Below are 15,986 nucleotides of genomic sequence, written 5' to 3' on the forward strand. Positions count from 1 at the left end.
CACGTTGCCGCCGTGTTCGGTTTGGTGGCCGGCCCGGCCGCCCGGAGGCATCCGGCTTGGAGACTAGAAGGTGCCTTGTGGACTGACAAGCGCGCCGCGGAGGGCCCGGGCGGCATTCAGCCGTACGGCGGAGGGCCAAGCCGCGCATCGGACCGCAGAACCACCCAGTATAGACGACGATGTCGTACGTTGTCGGTCGGCCCGCGAAATCCCGGCTCCGGCGGCGTGAAATTCAGCCTTTGCCGACGTCTCCGAACCCGTCGATCTCGGCGCAAACCAGGCGTTCGACCTCGCGGCCGAGGCCGGCGGCGGTGGGTTGGTCGAAGAACGTCCGCATGGGCAGCTCGACTCCGAACACGCTCTTGATCGTCCAGAGCAGCCGCGCCGCCAGCAGGGAGTTGCCCCCGCGCTCCAGGATGTCGTCGTCGGTGCCGATGTCGTCGCGCCCGAGCAGGTCCCGGATGAACCCGAGGATCGTCTCCTGGTGCGGCGCCAGCGCCGGCGGTGCCGACGCCGTGGTGGCGGTGTGATCGGCGTTGGCGGCGGGCGCGGCCACCGGCATCGCCAGGACGGGGCCCGCCGCACCCACCGGGAGCGCCGGTTCGGCGGCGAACCGTCCGGCGAGTGCGCGCAGCCGGTCGGCCAGCGTGACCGCCGTCGCCCGGTCGTAGAGCGCCGAGGCGTACTCGACGGCGCCCACGTAGCGCCCGTCGGGCTGTGGCCACACGGTGAGCGCCAGATCGGTGCGGGCGACGGTCCACGCCTGCGCCAGCAGATCGAGGTCGGCCTCCTGCCAGTGCTGGCCCACCAGGCCGTCCCCGGCCATGGTGACCAGGGTCTGGAACAGCGGTGTCCGCGCCGGATCCCGAGGCTGGACCAGGGCGTCGGCGACGGCCTCGAACGGCGCCGCCTGATGGGCCAGGCCCTCCCGGCAGGTCCGCTCGACCCGGGTCAGGGCCTCGGTGAAGGTCAGCTCGGGCGTCAGCCGCGCGCGGATGACCACGACATCGATGAACAACCCGACGAGGTCGTGGAGTTCCGGTCGGGTCCGTCCCGAGTGTGGGGCGCCGACGCCGAAGTCCCATCCGCTGCCGGCGTTGCCGAGCAGCACGATCCACAGGGTCAGGCAGACGACGTACGGGGTGGCCCCGGCCTGCCGGCCGATCTCCAGCAGCTCGCGGACGCTGGCCGCGGGGATCTCGAAACGCACCGCGCCGCCCTCGATGCTGCGCTGCTCGGGGCGCCCGCCCCTGATCGGCAGGTCGAGCGGGGGCAGGTCGGCGAGCGTCTGGCGCCAGTATCCGATCTGCTCGGCGAGCAGTTCCCCGGTCAGTCGCGACCGGAGCCAGGCGACGGCGTCGGAGTACCGGATCGGCAGCTCCGGCAGGTGCGCGGGTCGCCCCTGCCCGATCGCGGCGATCGTCTCGGCCAGTTCGTCGGCGAGGATCCGGGTCGACCAGCCGTCGCAGATGATGTGGTGGCAGACCAGCAGGAGCAGTTGTCCGGCCCCGCCGTCGCGTACCAGGGTCGCCCGGAACAGGGGCGCCGCCGCGAGGTCGAAGCCGGTGCCCAGTTCCGCGGCGACGACCTTGCCGACCTCGGCGGGGGTCGTCTCGACGGTGCGCAGTGGCACGTCCGGCGCGGGTTCGAGGACGGCCCGCAGGCCTTCGGCGTCCATCCGGTAGCAGGTGCGCAGCACCTCGTGGCGGGCCATGAGGCGGGTCAGTGCCTCCCGCACCACCGCCGCGGTGGTGTCGCCGTCGAGCCGGACGAGCATCGGGAGCAGGTACTCCGGGCTGCCGGGATTCATCCGGTCGAGCACCCAGAAGCGTTCCTGCGCGTGCGACAGGGGCAGGCGTGCCCCCGCCGGCAGCCGCTCGATGGGGCGTGCCCGCTGTGCCTGGCGCAGCAGCCGCGCCTGCTCGCGCACGGTCGTCGCGAGGTTCAGCTCGCGGAAGTCCAGGTCCAACCCGGAGAGCTCGCGTAGCGTCGCCAGCAGCCGGGTCATCAGCAGCGAGTGCCCGCCGAGGCGGTAGAAGTCGTCCTCGGGGCCGATGTCGTCGACGCCGAGCAACCGTCGCCACGCCGCCACCACGATCTGCTCAGCGGCGGTCCCGGGCGTCGGCGAGTCCGCCGTCCGTGGTGCCGGGCCCGCCCAGTCCGGCTCGGGCAGCCGGGCCCGGTCGGTCTTGCCGCTCGTCGTGCGGGGCAGGGTGGCCAACCGGCTCAGGTACGCCGGCACGGCGCTGGGCGGCAGCCGGTCGCGCAGGTGACCGAGGAACTCGTCGACCGCGTCGTCGCGGGAGGTGACCACCCAGGCGGCGAGCCGGCGGGTGCCGTGCGGGTCGGTGACCGCGCGGACCGCGGCCTCGATCACGTCGGGGTGGGTTTCGAGGACCGCCTCCACCTCGCCCGGCTCGACCCGTACGCCGTTGATCTTCACCTGGTCGTCGACCCGGCCGACGAACTCGAGGGCGCCGTCGGGGCGTACCCGCACCAGGTCCCCGGTCCGGTACATCCGCGCCCCGGGCGGACCGTCGGGATCCGGCAGGAACCGCTCGGCGGTCTGCGCGGCGTCCCCGTGGTATCCGCGGCCGACCCCGGTGCCGCAGAGGTACAGCTCCCGCGCCGACTCGTCCTCGGTGACCCCTGCCGCGGGCGGCAGCAGCAGGTGGCGCAGGTTGTCGATGGGGCGCCCGATCGGCACCGGACCGTGCCGCTGCGCGGGGTCGAAGGGCCCGGCCAGGGCGTCGATGGCGCACTCGGTGGGACCGTAGGTATTGAGGATCTCGACGTCGAGCCGTTCCCGGACCCGCTGGCACAGCTCCGCGTGCAGGGGTTCGCCGGCGCAACAGATCAGCCGCAGGCTGTGGCAGCGGTCCAGCTCGGGTTCGACCGTGAGCAGTCGCAGCAGGGTGGGCACGAGCTGCACCACGGTGGCCTGCTGCTCCCGGACGGATCGGACGAGTTCGCCGGCGTCCCGACCGGCCCCGGGCCGGCCGAACGTCACCGCGGCGCCGCAGAGCAGCGGCGCGAAGATCTCCCAGCCGGCCGCGTCGAACGTCAGCGGGGTCTTCTGGAGCACCCGGTCGTCCGGGCCGAGCTTCAGGGCACGGACACCCCAGTGCACCCGGTTGGCGAGGGCCTCGTGTTCGACGACGACACCCTTGGGCGCGCCCGTCGATCCCGAGGTGAAGATCATGTACGCGGCCTGGCGTGGTCCGGTCACCCGTACCGGCAGCGGGGTGGCATCGCCCGCGCCGACCAGGCGGCCGACGTCGCAGCGGAGGGTGCCCGGCGGCAGGTCCGCCGCCGCGGCGTCCGGGTACCCGCCGGTCGCGTCGGTGAGGACGATCCGGGCGCCGGAGTGCGCGACGACCTCGCGTCGGCGCCGGGCCGGGGCGAGCGGGTCGAGCGGCACGTAGGCGCCACCGGCCAGCCAGATCCCGAGCAGCGCGGCGACCAGGTGCGGACCGGGGAGACGAGCACCCCGACCGGCGCCTCCGGCCGCACCCCCGGGTGGCGAGCCCTCGGGCGACGCACCACGCCGCGTCAGCCAACTCCTGGTACGTGACCACGGTGCCGTCGTGGCGCACGGCGGGCGCCAGCGGGCGCTGCCGAACCTGCTTCAGAAAGGACGCGGGAATCAACTCGGTCATTGTCCACCTCGGCCCACAGGTGAAGACTGGCCCGCGTCCCGCGGCGCGACCAGGCATCCGGCAGGCAATATTCGGCCACCGAGTTGCCGGTCTCCGTGCCTGGATGGCGCCGGTCGTCGGCTGCGAGGATTCTCGCGCTACCGCGGCGGCGTGATTGCCATGCGTCTTTCGCGACCCCTGCCTGAGGTGCGCCCTCGACGGTCCGAGGGAATGGAGGATCGCATTGACTCCCATCACAAGTGAAATCGTTGAGCTCCGCGATCTGGCGCTCACCGAGGACGAGCGGTCCGCGCTGTCCGCCGTGGTGGCGCGCCTGGCGCGTACCGCGCCGGCGGTCGTCGACGAGGCGGCCTGGCAGGCGAGGGCCCGACTCGGCGGATGCCATCTGCCGCCCCGGCTGCTGGCGGCGATCCGGGGCTTCCGGTACGACGCCGGCGTCGACGGCCGGCTGACCATCACCAACCTGCCCATCGGGGCCGAGGCGTTGCCGCCCACCCCGACCGTGCCGGAGTCGGTCGAGCGGGAGGCCACCACCCCCGCCACGGTCGCCATGCTGATCGGGCTGCAACTCGGCGAGGTCATCGCGTACCGCGAGGAGAAGCACGGTGCGCTGGTGCAGAACGTCGTCCCGGTGCCGTCGCTGGCGACGTCGCAGAGCAACGGCGGCTCGGTACAACTGGAGTTCCACACCGAGAACGCGTTCCACCCCGACCGGCCGCACTACGTCGGGCTGCTCTGCCTCCGCCCCGCCCACGAGGACCGGGTGGGGACCCAGGTGGCCTCCGTGCGTCGGGCCTTCCCGCTGCTCGACGAGGGAAGCCGCACGGTCCTGCGCGAGGCGCGGTTCGTCACCGTCGCGCCGCCGTCGTTCCGGTCGGCGAGCGAGTCCGAACCGCATCCGGTGCTGCTCGGCAACGAGGAGGACCCGGACCTCTGCGTCGACTTCCATGCCACCTCCGCGCTGGACGACAAGGCCGACCAGGCCCTGGCCGCACTCCGCGAGGCGCTGACGGAGGTCCGGTGCGACCTGGTGCTCCGCCCCGGCGACATGGTCTTCCTGGACAACCGGCTGGTGGTGCACGGGCGGGTCGCGTTCCGGCCGCGCTACGACGGCAACGACCGGTGGCTGCACCGGGTCTTCGTGCATCTGGACAACCGCCGTACCCGGAGCCGCCGTGCCGGCAACGGCGCGGTGCTGTTCTGAGGCCCCCGGAGGCTCCGGGAATTCCCGAGACCGGCCTCGGCCGGTTCATCCGCAGCGCCACCCGGGGTCCGGGTCGTCGCCGGCGCTCGCGCCGGCCGCCCCGGGTAGCGCGGCGGCCACGCAGACGACCAGGCCGCCCTGGTGGCTCAGGGACACCTCGACACGGTCGATCCCGGCCGCGGTGGCGACTGCCCGGGCACCGCCGCGCAGCGTGACCGTCGGCGCCCCGTACCGGTCGGCGACCACCTCGATGTCGCGCCACACCAGGCCCTGGCCAAGGCCCCGACCCAGCACCTTCGCCACCGCTTCCTTCGCGCCGAACCGGCCGGCCAGGTATTCGGTGGCGCGCCGCTGGCCGAGGGTGTCGGCGTGCGCCAACTCGGCGGCGGTGAAGACGAGCCGCCGGCCGCCCGGGTGGGCGGCGATCCGCGAGATCCGGGCGATCTCGACCAGGTCGACCCCGAGTCTCATGGCTCCTCCTTCGCCCCGGTGGCGACCCCGCGCCGGGCGCGGCCCTTCAGGTAGGACCTGACGATGTGCTGGCGCTGGATGTCGCTCGTGCCCTCCATGAACTCGAAGGCGCAGACGTCACGGCTCCACTTTTCCAGCAGCGGGTGCTCGACCAGCGCCGCCGGACCGAGCGACCGGACCGCCCAGCGGCTGGCCTCGCGCGCGAGCGGGTGGCGGTGAGCTTCGCCAGGCTCGACAGCTGGCCGGCGGCGCGGTCGCGGTCCACCACGGCCGCCGCGGCGTAGACCATCCTTCGGCAGGCGTCGAGCCGGGCGGCCAACGCCGTGGCGCCGGGCGCGGCCGGGCGTTCGGCGCGCACCAGGTCCACCAACGCCAGGCCCGTGCCGACGGCGAGGGCGGCCACCTGCACCCGCATCGTGTTGAACACCCGCACGGCGCCCCACAGGCCCCGCCGGGTGGCGGAGAGGTGGCGACCGAGCAGCAGCTCGGCCGCGACCGGCACGCCGTCGAGCCGGATCTCGCCCAGGCCGGCGCCGCGCAGGCCGATCATGTCGAGGGCCGCCGCGCGGCAGCCCGGCGCGCCGGCGGTGACGAGCGCGGCGCGGATGGCCAGCGGACCGTCGCCGGTACGGGCGAAGACCACGCCGACGCGGCCCCGCGAGCCGTTGCCGATGTGCCGTTTCGTGCCGTCCAGCCGGTAGTGCTCGGTGGTTTCGCGGCGCAGCGCGGTTTCCAGCGCCCCGGCGTCGCTGCCGTGCCCCGGCTCGGTCATGGCGAAGAAGGACCAGCTGGCGCCGTCGGTCAACGTGCCGTAGAAGCGGTCCCGCTGCGCGTCGTCGGCCAGTTCGTCGACGAGGACGCCGGCAAGGCTGGGGCCGGGGCAGGCCAGGACCATGCCGGCATCGCCGTACCCGAACTCCACTCCCCACACCGCCTGGTCCAGGCAGGATCCGGGCGGGTAGCGGAAGCGGCCCACCCGCAGCGGGCCGTCGGTGTACCGCAGCGGGGTCACCGACCGCCGTATCATCCGGTAGGCGGCGAGGTCGAGGTGAGGGCCCAGCTGGTCCGGGTCCGCGTCGACCGCCAGCGCCGGCCCACGCAGTTCCCGGGCGAGTTCGGCGCTGGCGCCCCGCAGCGCGCGGAGCCGGTCGTCGAGCTCGAACACGGTCACGCTCCGGCCGCCGTCGGCCGGGGCACCCAGACGTCCGCGACCAGTGTGGAGACGTACAGGCTCCGGGCCGGATGGGTGGCGAGGTACCCTTCGGCGCCGAGGAGTCGGGCCACGGTCCATCCCGCCTCGGTCAGGCGTTCGTGCCAGCAGGCCGCGACCTCCACCGGCGGTGCCGTGTCACCGCCGTCGTGACCGTCACGGGTGTCGTCGAGGGCCGCGGCGGACAGCTCCAGCTCGGTCACCACGTCGGCGACCGCGCCGACGACCAACTGCTGCTCGATCAGGGGGACCCCGCGGAAGGTGCGCCCGGCCAGCCGCTCCACCGCCAGGTGCAGCAGGCTGGTGAGCACGCCGATCCGCACCGCGGCAAGCGCGAGGGCGCGCCGGCCGCGCAGTCCCGTCCCCCGGGCGCCGGGTCACCGCCGGTGGGCGCGGGGAACCGGACGACGGCCAGACCGTCCCGGGCCGCGAGCAGATGGGGCAGCACCTGGGCGTCGGCGGGAAGGTCGGCCGCCGGGAGCACGGCGAGCCGCTGCGGCGCCACGGTCGCCGGATCGAGCCCGTCGAGTACGGCGGCCAGCCCCACGGCCAGCCCGTGGTCGCGGCCGAGGTCCCGGTAACCGGTCAGGCCGGCGCCGGTCATGCCGCGGTCCCGGGGCGAAGGCCGGCCTGGAAGAGTCGCCGGGCGTGCGGGTCGTAGTCGGCGACGACGGTGTACCGGTCGCCCGGCCAGTGGGCGGCGAGCGCTGCCCAGGCGCTGGTGCACAGGTGCCCGGGCGGACCCTCGATGACGTCGTGCCGGGCGCGGGTGCGTGGATCGAGTCGGCGGGCGAGTGCCGGGCCCGCCACGATCCGGGCGGGGGCGGTCCGGTGGCGAGCGCGTCCGCGAGGTCGGCCGGGTCCGCGACGCACCGCTCGTCCAGGAAGTCCAGCGTCACCGCGTCCGCCGGGCCCGCCGCGTCCACCGGGTCCGTGCACAGCAGGACCGCGCAGTCGCGCACCGGTCCGCCCTCCGGGTCGGGATCCGGGTGCGGCACCGTCGACTGGTCCAGCACCAACACGGCGCCGGCCGCGTCGCCCGCAGGTCGCATGCAGTCGAGGATCCGCAGCGCGGTGAAGGGCGCGCCGACACCCTGCCCGGCGACCGAGAAGACGGCCGGATCGCCGGAACAGCGCCCGGCGAGGTAGCTCCCCGCGACCTCGATCACCCTCAGGTCGGGTACGTGGAAGGCGAGCAGCACGGTCTCGAGCGGCGGCAGCGCCCCGTCGAGGCCGTCCAGCAGTTCCGCACACATGTCGGTGAACGAGTTCCCGCCGCCGCCGGCGTACCGCTCCAGGTCGACCTCCATGCCGAACTCGGCGAGGAAATCGGTCAGGAACTCCAGTTCCTGCGCGGTCGGCTCGGGCCGGCAGCGGCGCCCGAAGATGCGCACCGTCGGGCGGACCAGCCGCAGCGGGCCGCCCGCCCGCCCGGCCCGCCGCGCCTCGGCCTGCGGCGTGCGCACCTCGCCCATCGGCGTCGGCGTCGGCATGGTCAGTTCGCCGGCTCGGGCGCTGCCAGGCAGGTGCTGACGTAGGTGGTCAGCGTGCCGACGGTGTCGAACACCTCCGCGGTCAGCTCCTCCGGATCGACCTGCACGCCCACCGAGTCCTCCAGCGCCATCAGCAGTTCGATGACGCTCGTGGAGTCGAGGCCCAGGTCGCCGAAGAGCCGGGTGCCGTCGTCGATCTCGGCAAGGTCGCGGTCCAGGACCTCACCGAGGGCCTTCCGCAGCGCGGTACGGATCTCGGCGTCGTCGATGTCGGACATCTGGGAACTCCTTCGTGACTGCTCGATACCTGCCCGGCGCCACGGCCGGCGGCTCAGGCCGGGACGGGACGGCTCAGGTCGGGATGGGTCGACTGCTTGGCCAGCACGTCGTCGACGGTGTCGCGGCTGCGTACCAGGTACGACCGGCCGCGCAGCAGCAGCACCTCGGCCGGGTAGCCGTGGCTGAGGAACAGGCCCGGCGACGCCGACGGTCCGTACGCTCCGGAGCGGCGGACGCCGAGCAGGTCCCCGGGCACCAGATCGGGCAGCAGCACTCCCTTGGCGACGGTGTCGTTCGGCGTGCACAGCGGCCCGGCGATGGTCCATCGGCCGGCTGGGCCGCCACCGCCGGGCCCGGCGGTGGGTCGGGACAGCAGCTCGACGGGAAAGTTGCGTTTGACGAACGAGCCGATCCCGACCGCGGCCATGTGGTGGTGCGTACCGCCGTCGGTGACGGCGAACTTCTCGCCCATCGACTCCTTCACGTAGCGGACGCGCATCAGGTAGGTGCCACAACGGGCGGTCAGGTAGCGCCCGGACTCCAGGATGAGCCGCGTGTCCGGGTGCGCCGCCGCGAACCGGTCCAGCATCGGGTTGAGTTCCTTGGCGAGCGCGGCGTCGTCGAGGTCGTCCTCGCCGTCGAAGTAGGCGACGCCGAGGCCGCCGCCGATGTCCACCGCGTCGAGGCGGATGCCGGTCTCCCTCGCGACGCGCTCGGCGAGCGCCAGCACGTAGCCGGTGTTGCTGACCACCACCTGCGGGTCGAGGATGCGGGTGCCCAGGTACACGTGGATGCCCGCCACGTCGGCGTGGCGCCAGCTGGTCAGTTCCGCGCCCGCCGCGAGCACCGTGGCTTCGTCGATGCCGAACTGGCGCGGCTTGCCGCCCATCGTCAACCGTGACCCGGCCACCGAGAAGGCCGGATTGACCCGAATCAGCACGCGCTGCCGTACGCCGGACCGCTCCGCCACCCGGTCGATCTCGGCGAGTTCGGCCAGCGACTCACAGACCACCGCGTACACGCCGGCCTCGACGCAGGCGGTGATCTCCGCGAGGCTCTTGCCCGGCCCCAGGAAGATGATGTCCGCCGGGTCGGTGCCGGCCGCGAGGACGGTCCGCAGCTCGGCGAGGGAGGAGACCTCGGCGCGGGCGCCGGCGGTGTGCAGGACGTCGTAGACCCCCCGGTTCGGGTTCGACTTGAGCGAGTAGAAGACCTCCAGCCGGTGATGCAGCACCGTCCGCAGCGCGGCCAGGTTCGCCGCGAGCCGGTCACCGTCGTAGACGTACGTCGGGGTGCCGTACCGTTCGGCGATGTCGGTCCAGTCGGTCTCTGCGGTCACGGCTGCGCCACCATCCTCTGCAACGCCGACTCCGCCGCCGCGCTCAGCCGCTGCACGTCGTCGACGTCGTCACCGATGCAGATCGCGTAGACGCGCCCGTACGGTTCCCGGCCGGCCAGGAGCGCGGCGTTCAGCGTGGCGAAGTTGTTGATCAGTACGCCGGGCGCGCCGGTTTCGCGCGTGGCGTGGCCGGGCTGGTACAGCAGCCCGCCGAGGGCACGGCGCACCTCGTCGAAGCCGTGGGCCCGGCCGGGCCGCAGTTCGACGGCGGTCGCGAGCGCGTACCGGCCGGCGGTCACGAAGCGCTCGGCGACCCGGTTCTGGTAGGTCGCCATGTTGAATCTCGCGTTGATCTCCAGGCAGGGGTGGAGCGTGCCGTCCGCGGCCAGGATCGCGTCGACGCCGACCAGTCCGAAATACCCCTCGCCGGCCAGCGCCTTGCCGATCACCTGGGCGGCGTCCTCCAGTTGGGTGACCTGGTCGGGCCGCAGCGGTGGGGGGAACAGGTGGCCGCGGTGCACGCCGTTGGCGGTGAGGGCCGCCTTCACGGTCTCGAACCGCACCTGCCCGTCGCGGCCGAGGATGAACTGGTAGTTGAGGTCGGCCTGCTTGTCCAGCCACCGTTCCACCACCACCGAGACGGCGCCGGTGCCGCCGCGACGAGCCAGCATGCGGAGCAACCGCTCGCCGCGACGAGGGCTGTCCAGCACCACCATGCCGCGGCCGGAGACGCCGAGCGACTCCTTGACCACGACCCGGTTCCCCCCGGTGAGGTGGGTGTCGAGCGCCGCCGCCAACTCGTCCAGGGTGCGGCACACCGCGCCGGGCACCGGGGTCAGGCCCGCGGCGTCGACGAGTTCCCGGCTGAAGATCTTTCCGTTGACCCGCTTGCAGATGGCCGCACTCGGCGTGGCCAACGGGATGCCCACCACCTCGGCGAGCCGTTCCTCGTCGGTCGAGACCCCCAGCGGCAGCAGGTAGGTGCGGCCGTCGGCCAGCGCGGCGAGATCGGCCAGCAACCGCGGCGAGGCCAGTGCGTCGGCGGTGACGCACCGATCCGGCTCGCTGTGGTCGACGACCAGCCGGGTGCCCGTCGCCAGACCGAGCGACTCCAGGTAGGCCGCGTACCCGGGGTCCACCGGAGCCTTGAGTACGACGGCGTCGACCTCCTCGCTGAGCAGGACGCCCACCTCCTCCATCCGGTTCACCGTGGCCAGCGCGAAGGACAGGCCGGTGCCGGGCAGCCGTGGCTCGCCCCGCGCCCAGGCCCGCTCGACCTCGAAGTTGTTCAGATAGACGAAGCGGGCGCCCGCGTCACCGACGAGGGCTGTCTTGAGCCTGGTGGTGAAGCCGTCCCCGGCCACGTCAGCCTCCTTCTCCGGCGCGGACGACGACCGCGCAGAACGTGCCGCTCTGACCGGCGGAGACCAGCAGCAGCGTGTCGCCGGGACGGACCGCGCCCTCGGCGCGGGCGGTCGCCAGGTTCAGGAACGGGTCAGCGCAGAAGCAGTGCGCCAGTTTCGGCACATTTTCCAGATAGATGCGGTCGATGGGAAGCCCGAGTTCCTTCGCCGCGGTGTTCCAGGAGAACCGGTTGACGTTGTGCGGCAGCACCAGGGAGACGTCGTCGAGGCACCGGCCCGCGTCGTCGAGGGCGTCGCGGATCACCGCCGCCAGCGTCGGCACGTAGATCCGGTGGTAGCGGTGGCGCAGCTCGCCCGACATGTTGCGGGACCGGTGGTACCCGCCCAGGGTGCGCCGGGCCAGCCCCAGCAAGGCGTCGCCGGGGCCGCCCAGCCCCACCAGGGCGGCGGCCGAGGCGTCGCCGAGCAGGGTGGTCCCGGGCAGGTGTCGGGTCACCCGGGACAGCACCTTCTCGCCGACCAGGACGAGCGCCGTGGCGTCCGCCGGCTCCGCCCGCAGCAGGCACTCCACGACCCGCAGGGCGAACAGGCCGGTCACGCAGTCCAGATGGGACATCGCGAAGGCGCGCGCCCGATCCAGGCCCAGCTGCTGGCGCAGCAGATCGACCGGGCGCAGCCCCGCCGGCGCGACGTGCGCCGTGGTGTGCCCGTGGACGAGGTAGCGGACCCGGGACCGGTCGACTCCGGCCAGTGCCCGCTCACCGCTGGCGAGCAGCATGTCCAGCGTGGTCAGCGCACCGGCGGATGCCACCCGGTCGAGTCCCAGGAACCGGGTGAAGAGGACGACCTCGCCGTCGGGAAGCCCGATGCGGTCGCCCAGGTCGGCGACCGCGATGGACTCGCCGGGCACGAACGGCACCACGGCACGCAGGTGCAGCCCGGCGGCCGGGACGCCGGGCGGGAGGGCCGGCCCGCGCGGCGGTGCGACCGTGCGGCGCGTCGTCGCGGCGTCGTCAGTAGGTGCCACGACACCACTCCAGCACCGCCATGGCGCTGTACATCTTGTTCTCGGCCTGGTCGAAGGCGATGGCGGTCGGTCCGTCGAGCACCTCGGCGCTGACCTCCTCGCCCCGGTGGGCGGGCAGGTCGTGCATGAACACGGCCCTCGGGGCGAGCGCCATCACCTCCGCCGTCACCTGGAACGGTGCGAACACCTCGCGCCAGTCGGCGTCGGGCTTGCTGGTCCCGGTGGTCTGCCAGCGGGTGGTGTAGACGACGTCGACGTCTTTCGGCAGCTCGGCCAGGTCGTGGCGCTCGCGCACGACGGCACCCCGGGCCGCCGTGGCCGCCGCGCGCCGGTGGACCTCGGGCGCGAGGCCGTACCCCGGCGGGGTACGCAGCTCCAGGTGGACCCCCGGGTAGCGGCTGAGCCCTCGGGTGAGTGCCGACGCGGTGTTGTTGCCCTCGCCGACGTACAGCACGCGCAGGCCGTCGACGGAGCCGAACCGCAGCGTGAGGGTGGTCAGGTCGGCCAGGGCCTGGGTGGGGTGCTCGTCGGCGCTCATGGCGTTGACGACCGCCATCCGGTGCTGCCGGGCCCAGACCCGCATCTCGGTCGGGTCGTCGGCGGTGCGCGCCACCAGCACGTCCAGCATCCCGGACAGCACCCGCCCGGTGTCGTCGCTGCTCTCGCCGGTGTTGAGTTGGAGGTCACCCGGCCCGTACGCGATGACCCCGGCGCCGAGCCGGAGCGCGCCGGAGGTGAACGCGGTGCGGGTGCGCGTCGAGGTCCGGCGGAAGTAGATCCCCACGACCGTTCCGGCGAGCGTGGCGCCGGGGGTGCCCGCAGGTCGGCTGCTCGCGGTGCTGGCCGGCCCGCCGGCCCGCCGCGCGTGCGCGGCGCCGCGCTCGACGATGTCCCGCAGCGTCCCGTCGTCCAGGTCGTCCAGGGAGATCAGGTGCCGGGTGCTACCGTCGTTCGCCATCCGGCATCCCACCTTTCGGGTTGGCGTGCCACGGGATCCCTACCATCGCTCGACCTCCGCGAAGAATTCCGGCACCGCCGTGACGCGGCCGGAGCCGCGACCGGCGGTGAAGATCTCCAGGCCCACGGCGAGATCGAGGACGCCGAGCCCGAACGGCGAGAAGACGTGGGGTTTGTCCCGGCCCAGCGCCACCTCGTCGAGCAGGAGTTGGGCCAGGGTCGCGTCGATGAAGTCGCGGTGGCCGAACTTCTGCTCTGCCAGGTGGGCCGAGGTGCCGGCGGTGAGGCAGTGGTCCACGTCGTCGACGATGTTGTGCGCGGCGGCGATGACGTCCGGTCCGAGGTCGCGCAGGGAGATGTTCAGGACGGTCTGCCCCGCGACGAAGGTCCCCGGGTCGAGGAGGTACGGCTCGGTGGCGGTCGTGGCCAACAGGACGATGTCGGCGCCGGTCACGGCATCGGTCAGGTCGTCGGCCACCGATGCCGGGTAGCCCAGGGACTCGGTGTGGTCGGCGTACCGCCGGGCGTAGCCCGCGACGGTGTCGTGGACCGTGACCCGCCCGATCGACCAGCGCAGCGATGCCAGGAACTCCAGGATGTTGCGGGCGATGATTCCCGCGCCGATCACCGCGACCCGGGCCGCCGTGCGGGAGCCGTGGATCCGCTCCGCGGCCAGGGCGGCCGAGGCCGCCGTCCGGGCGGCACTGATCTGCGCCGCCTCGAGACAGGCGAAGGGATATCCGGTCGCGAAGTCGTTGAGCACCAGCACGGCCGAGGCGCGCGGGATGTTGCGGGTGATGTTGTCGGGGAAGCTGGCGATCCACTTGATGCCCGCCACGCCCGGATCGCCGCGCAGAAACGCCGGCAGGGCGATGATCCGCGCGTTCGGCTTCTCCGGGAAGCGCAGGAAGTAGCTGTTCGGGTTCACCGTCTCGCCGCGATGATGCGCCAGGTAGGTCTCGCGTACCCGGTCGACGAGTTCCGGCCGCGACTGTTCCACGACGGCCCGGATGTCCTTGCCGCCCATCAGGTGGAAGGGGAACACGGCGGCTCAGCTCCTCAGCGGTGACAACCGCGGCTGGTCGTCGGTGGCCGGTACCAGGCAGGCCGCGCCGAACCGCTCGGTCACCCAGTCGTCGTCGTAGATCGTCCGCACGTATCGGTCGCCGAGGTCGGGGGAGATGCCCACGACGCGCGAGCCGGCCGGTAGGTCGGGCGCGCGTTGCAGGATCGCCGAGACGACCGAGCCGGTCGAGCCGCCGGCGAACAGCCCGTGCCGGCGCGCGAGCCAGCGGCAGGCCCGGACGGTGTCCGCCTCGGCCACCAGGACCACCTCGTCCACGACCTCCGGCCGGAAGATCTCCGGCCGGCGGCTGGCGCCGATCCCGGGAATGTACCGACGCGCCGCTGGAGACCCGAAGTTGACGGACCCGACCGCGTCCACGGCCACGATCCGGGTGCCCGGCGAGGCGGTGCGGAAGTGGCTGACGCACCCCATCAGCGTGCCGGAGGTGCCGGTGCCGACGAACAGGAAGTCGATGTCGGAGAGTTCGGCCGTGATCGCGGCGGCCGTGCACCGGTCGTGCACGAACCAGTTCGCCGGGTTCGCGTACTGGTTCAGCCACACCAGGTCCGGGTCCTCGGTGAGAAGCTGCTCGATGTAGGAGATGCGGCTGCCGAGGTAGCCGCCGCTGGCGTCCAGCCAGTCCACCCCGACGACGTCGGCTCCCAGCGCGCGCATCACCGCCACGCACTGCGGGGACGTGTTCGGGTCGGTGACGCAGAGGAAGTGGTAGCCCTTCTCGGCCGACACCATCGCGAGCGCCACGCCCAGACTGCCGGAGGACGATTCGACCAGCCGGCCGTCGGGCCGCAGAATTCCCCGTTGCTCGGCGTCGGTCACCATGTTCAGGGCCGTCTTCAGCTTTATCGACCCAGCCGGATTGAGGCCCTCTATCTTGAGATAGAGGTCGAGGTGCTCCGCCACGCCGGTGAGGTGCAGGAAGACATCGTCCAGGATTATCTCGTACGTGTGCTCAAATATCACCGATGTCAACCCCGATCAATGTCGATTCAAGGCCGCACGACACATGGACGATCTCCGCCGGCGGTCCCGTCCGGCGATCTTCGTTTTCCGATCGACGAACGCCAGAATAGGCGGGGCCGACCTGCCGCAACAGGCAAGAAGGCGGCAGCTTCGCCGGTCGACGCGGCGGCGGACCGGTAGCTGCGGGGCAGTGGAATTGCCGCCCGGATGCCTGGTGCGCGACGCCCGGGCGTGTCCTACTGGGTGCGGATCCGTAGCCGACGTGGGGGTGTGAGACCGGCATGCGTCCTTCATCGGCGGGCAGTGCCGTCGCCGCGACGGACGGCCGCGACCTGAGCGTCGGGCAGGAAGCGCTGTGGTTTCTCTACCAACTGGCGCCGGAGAGCAGCGCCTACAACGTGTCCGGGGCGCTGAATCTGCACTTCCCGGTCGACGTCGCGACGCTCGGATCGGCGGTCGCCCGCACGACGGCCGGCAACAGCGTACTCAACGCGGTCTTCCGGGCCGTTGCCGGCGAGGTCCGGCGCTTTCCGGGCGGTGCCGGGGCGGTGCGGCCGGCGCTGGAGGTGCACGAGCTGGCCACCGACGACCACGCGGTGCGGGATTTCGCGCGGGACTGGGCGCAGCGGCCGTTCCAGCTCGACCGGCAACCACCGGTCCGGGTCGCGCTGCTGCGCCGCGGTGCCGCCGGCCCCGACCTGCTGCTGATGGCCGGGCACCACATCGCGCTGGACAACGCCTCCCAACTGCTGGTCATCCGCGAGATCCTCGACCAGTACGCGGCTCTCACCGCGGGAGCCGAACGCCCCGTGGTGGACACCGGCGCGGATTTCGACCGGTTCGTGCGGCGGGAGCGGGGGTTCCTCGGCTCGACCCGCGCGGCGTCGGCCCGCGCGTACTGGCGCCGCGAGCTGACCGGCGTGGGGAGGCCACCGG

The 15,986-nt window shown here is 73.1% G+C and carries 13 protein-coding genes and 2 pseudogenes; 2 read left to right on the forward strand and 13 right to left on the reverse strand.

The features are described from left to right. Positions 1 to 232 precede the first annotated feature (232 nt). Positions 233 to 3,556: an amino acid adenylation domain-containing protein gene (locus tag KIF24_RS11030; protein WP_331461359.1), complete on the reverse strand. Its 3,324-nt coding sequence runs from the start codon at positions 3,554 to 3,556 to the stop codon at positions 233 to 235. Between the two features lie 326 nt (positions 3,557 to 3,882). Between KIF24_RS11030 and KIF24_RS11035 the strand changes: the two genes are divergently transcribed. Continuing rightward, positions 3,883 to 4,863, forward strand: a complete 981-nt coding sequence (locus KIF24_RS11035) for a TauD/TfdA family dioxygenase (RefSeq protein ID WP_230415484.1) — start codon at positions 3,883 to 3,885, stop codon at positions 4,861 to 4,863. A 45-nt stretch (positions 4,864 to 4,908) separates the two neighbouring features. Here KIF24_RS11035 and acpS read toward each other — a convergent pair whose 3' ends face one another. From acpS to sbnA, 12 genes and pseudogenes are all read right to left on the reverse strand, one after another. Continuing rightward, on the reverse strand, positions 4,909 to 5,334 hold the full coding sequence (gene acpS / locus KIF24_RS11040; RefSeq protein WP_221083959.1) for a holo-ACP synthase: 426 nt from the start codon (positions 5,332 to 5,334) through the stop codon (positions 4,909 to 4,911). Then, on the reverse strand, positions 5,331 to 5,777 hold the full coding sequence (locus KIF24_RS35015) for an acyl-CoA dehydrogenase family protein (protein WP_407939993.1): 447 nt from the start codon (positions 5,775 to 5,777) through the stop codon (positions 5,331 to 5,333). Before KIF24_RS35015 ends, acpS begins: the two co-directional genes overlap by 4 nt. Positions 5,778 to 5,845: 68 nt before the next feature. Next, positions 5,846 to 6,361: pseudogene (locus tag KIF24_RS35020) on the reverse strand (acyl-CoA dehydrogenase family protein); the annotation flags it as partial. Between the two features lie 140 nt (positions 6,362 to 6,501). Beyond that, a complete protein-coding gene (locus tag KIF24_RS11050) occupies positions 6,502 to 6,900 on the reverse strand; it encodes an acyl-CoA dehydrogenase family protein (RefSeq protein ID WP_269440686.1) in 399 nt (132 codons plus the stop codon). A gap of 21 nt (positions 6,901 to 6,921) precedes the next feature. After that, a complete protein-coding gene (locus tag KIF24_RS11055) occupies positions 6,922 to 8,037 on the reverse strand; it encodes a hypothetical protein (RefSeq protein ID WP_221083962.1) in 1,116 nt (371 codons plus the stop codon). 2 nt (positions 8,038 to 8,039) lie between these two features. Then, positions 8,040 to 8,315, reverse strand: a complete 276-nt coding sequence (locus KIF24_RS11060) for an acyl carrier protein (RefSeq protein ID WP_221083963.1) — start codon at positions 8,313 to 8,315, stop codon at positions 8,040 to 8,042. Between the two features lie 53 nt (positions 8,316 to 8,368). Next, positions 8,369 to 9,655, reverse strand: coding sequence for a type III PLP-dependent enzyme (locus KIF24_RS11065; RefSeq protein ID WP_331461083.1), 1,287 nt, complete (start codon positions 9,653 to 9,655; stop codon positions 8,369 to 8,371). Continuing rightward, positions 9,652 to 11,019: a preATP grasp domain-containing protein gene (locus KIF24_RS11070; protein WP_221083964.1), complete on the reverse strand. Its 1,368-nt coding sequence runs from the start codon at positions 11,017 to 11,019 to the stop codon at positions 9,652 to 9,654. The genes KIF24_RS11065 and KIF24_RS11070 overlap by 4 nt, the downstream gene beginning before the upstream one ends. A gap of 1 nt (position 11,020) precedes the next feature. Continuing rightward, complete coding sequence (locus KIF24_RS34405) at positions 11,021 to 12,046, reverse strand: 3-oxoacyl-ACP synthase III family protein (protein WP_221083965.1); 1,026 nt, start codon at positions 12,044 to 12,046, stop codon at positions 11,021 to 11,023. Continuing rightward, on the reverse strand, positions 12,033 to 13,004 hold the full coding sequence (locus tag KIF24_RS11080; protein ID WP_221083966.1) for an ornithine carbamoyltransferase: 972 nt from the start codon (positions 13,002 to 13,004) through the stop codon (positions 12,033 to 12,035). Before KIF24_RS11080 ends, KIF24_RS34405 begins: the two co-directional genes overlap by 14 nt. A gap of 39 nt (positions 13,005 to 13,043) precedes the next feature. After that, complete coding sequence (gene sbnB, locus KIF24_RS11085) at positions 13,044 to 14,048, reverse strand: 2,3-diaminopropionate biosynthesis protein SbnB (protein ID WP_221083967.1); 1,005 nt, start codon at positions 14,046 to 14,048, stop codon at positions 13,044 to 13,046. Positions 14,049 to 14,054: 6 nt separating this feature from the next. After that, positions 14,055 to 15,050 (reverse strand): 2,3-diaminopropionate biosynthesis protein SbnA, encoded by a 996-nt coding sequence (sbnA, locus tag KIF24_RS11090; protein WP_221083968.1) that lies wholly within the window; start codon positions 15,048 to 15,050, stop codon positions 14,055 to 14,057. 281 nt (positions 15,051 to 15,331) lie between these two features. Between sbnA and KIF24_RS35025 the strand changes: the two are divergent. Continuing rightward, positions 15,332 to 15,910 (forward strand): annotated as a pseudogene (locus KIF24_RS35025) (condensation domain-containing protein); the annotation flags it as partial. Positions 15,911 to 15,986 lie beyond the last annotated feature (76 nt).

Source organism: Micromonospora tarapacensis (assembly GCF_019697375.1).
GTDB lineage: Bacteria > Actinomycetota > Actinomycetes > Mycobacteriales > Micromonosporaceae > Micromonospora > Micromonospora tarapacensis.